Raw genomic sequence first — 876 nt, 5'->3', positions numbered from 1 at the left:
ACCTAGTATAGTTAATATACCTATAAATGGTTTTAGGGAAATAGTTTGCGGAGGCTCGCACGCATTTTACATCTATGATGATGGAACTGTAAAATGTGTAGGATACAATTACTATGGACAATTGTGTACAGGTGATAAATCATCTAAATTAACAATTACAGACGTTCCTATAGGAAGAGTTAGACAAATACGGTTAGGAAATTATTTTACAATCTTCATATCATTAGAAGATAACTATATAAGATCATGTGGTCATAACTATTATGATCAGTTAGGAGACTATAACGGAGTAGATTCTTATAATCCTATTACATTAGATATTGATCTAAAATATAGTAGCTTCCTAAATTTTTTTATAACTTCTGAAGATGGTAAATTGATAGGAGTTTTAAAAAAAATGCCTAATTGCATTTGTGTGATAGATCCTATAAAATTAACAGACGCTTCTGATTATATATGGTCAGGACTTTCTAATAAAATAAAGTCCCTAACTCTACTAGACCGAGACAACGTCCTTGCAGTTGACGAGACAGGAAAGTATTCAATTATTAATTTGACCACAGGAACGTATTCATACGTTGTAAAAATATCTTCTGGAAAAAACCACACATTATTCCTTTTTAATGATGGTACGGTAAAAGGATGTGGTTCGAATTCCTTTGGTCAATTAGGATTAGGTAGTAGTGTAACATTAGCAACCAATTTAACTGATATACCAATAAATAATGTTAAAGATATTACATGCGGTTCAGATTTTACTATATTTTTAATGAACGATGGTACTGTTAGAGGGTGTGGATATAATTATAATGGTCAATTAGGTTTAGGTAATAGCACTGATCAATTCAGTATAGTTAATATACCTATTAGTAATGT

At 30.7% G+C, this 876-nt stretch carries 1 protein-coding gene; it reads left to right on the top strand.

Features of this window, described 5'->3' with window-relative positions; translation table 11 throughout:
* A partial coding sequence (locus tag ETC00_RS19360) for an RCC1 domain-containing protein (RefSeq protein WP_216369594.1) occupies nucleotides 1–876 on the top strand: 876 nt, incomplete at both ends.

Source organism: Brevibacillus sp. MCWH (genome assembly GCF_013096935.1).
Lineage (GTDB): Bacteria > Bacillota > Bacilli > Brevibacillales > Brevibacillaceae > Brevibacillus > Brevibacillus aydinogluensis.
This window is presented reverse-complemented; position numbering and strand designations above follow the sequence as displayed.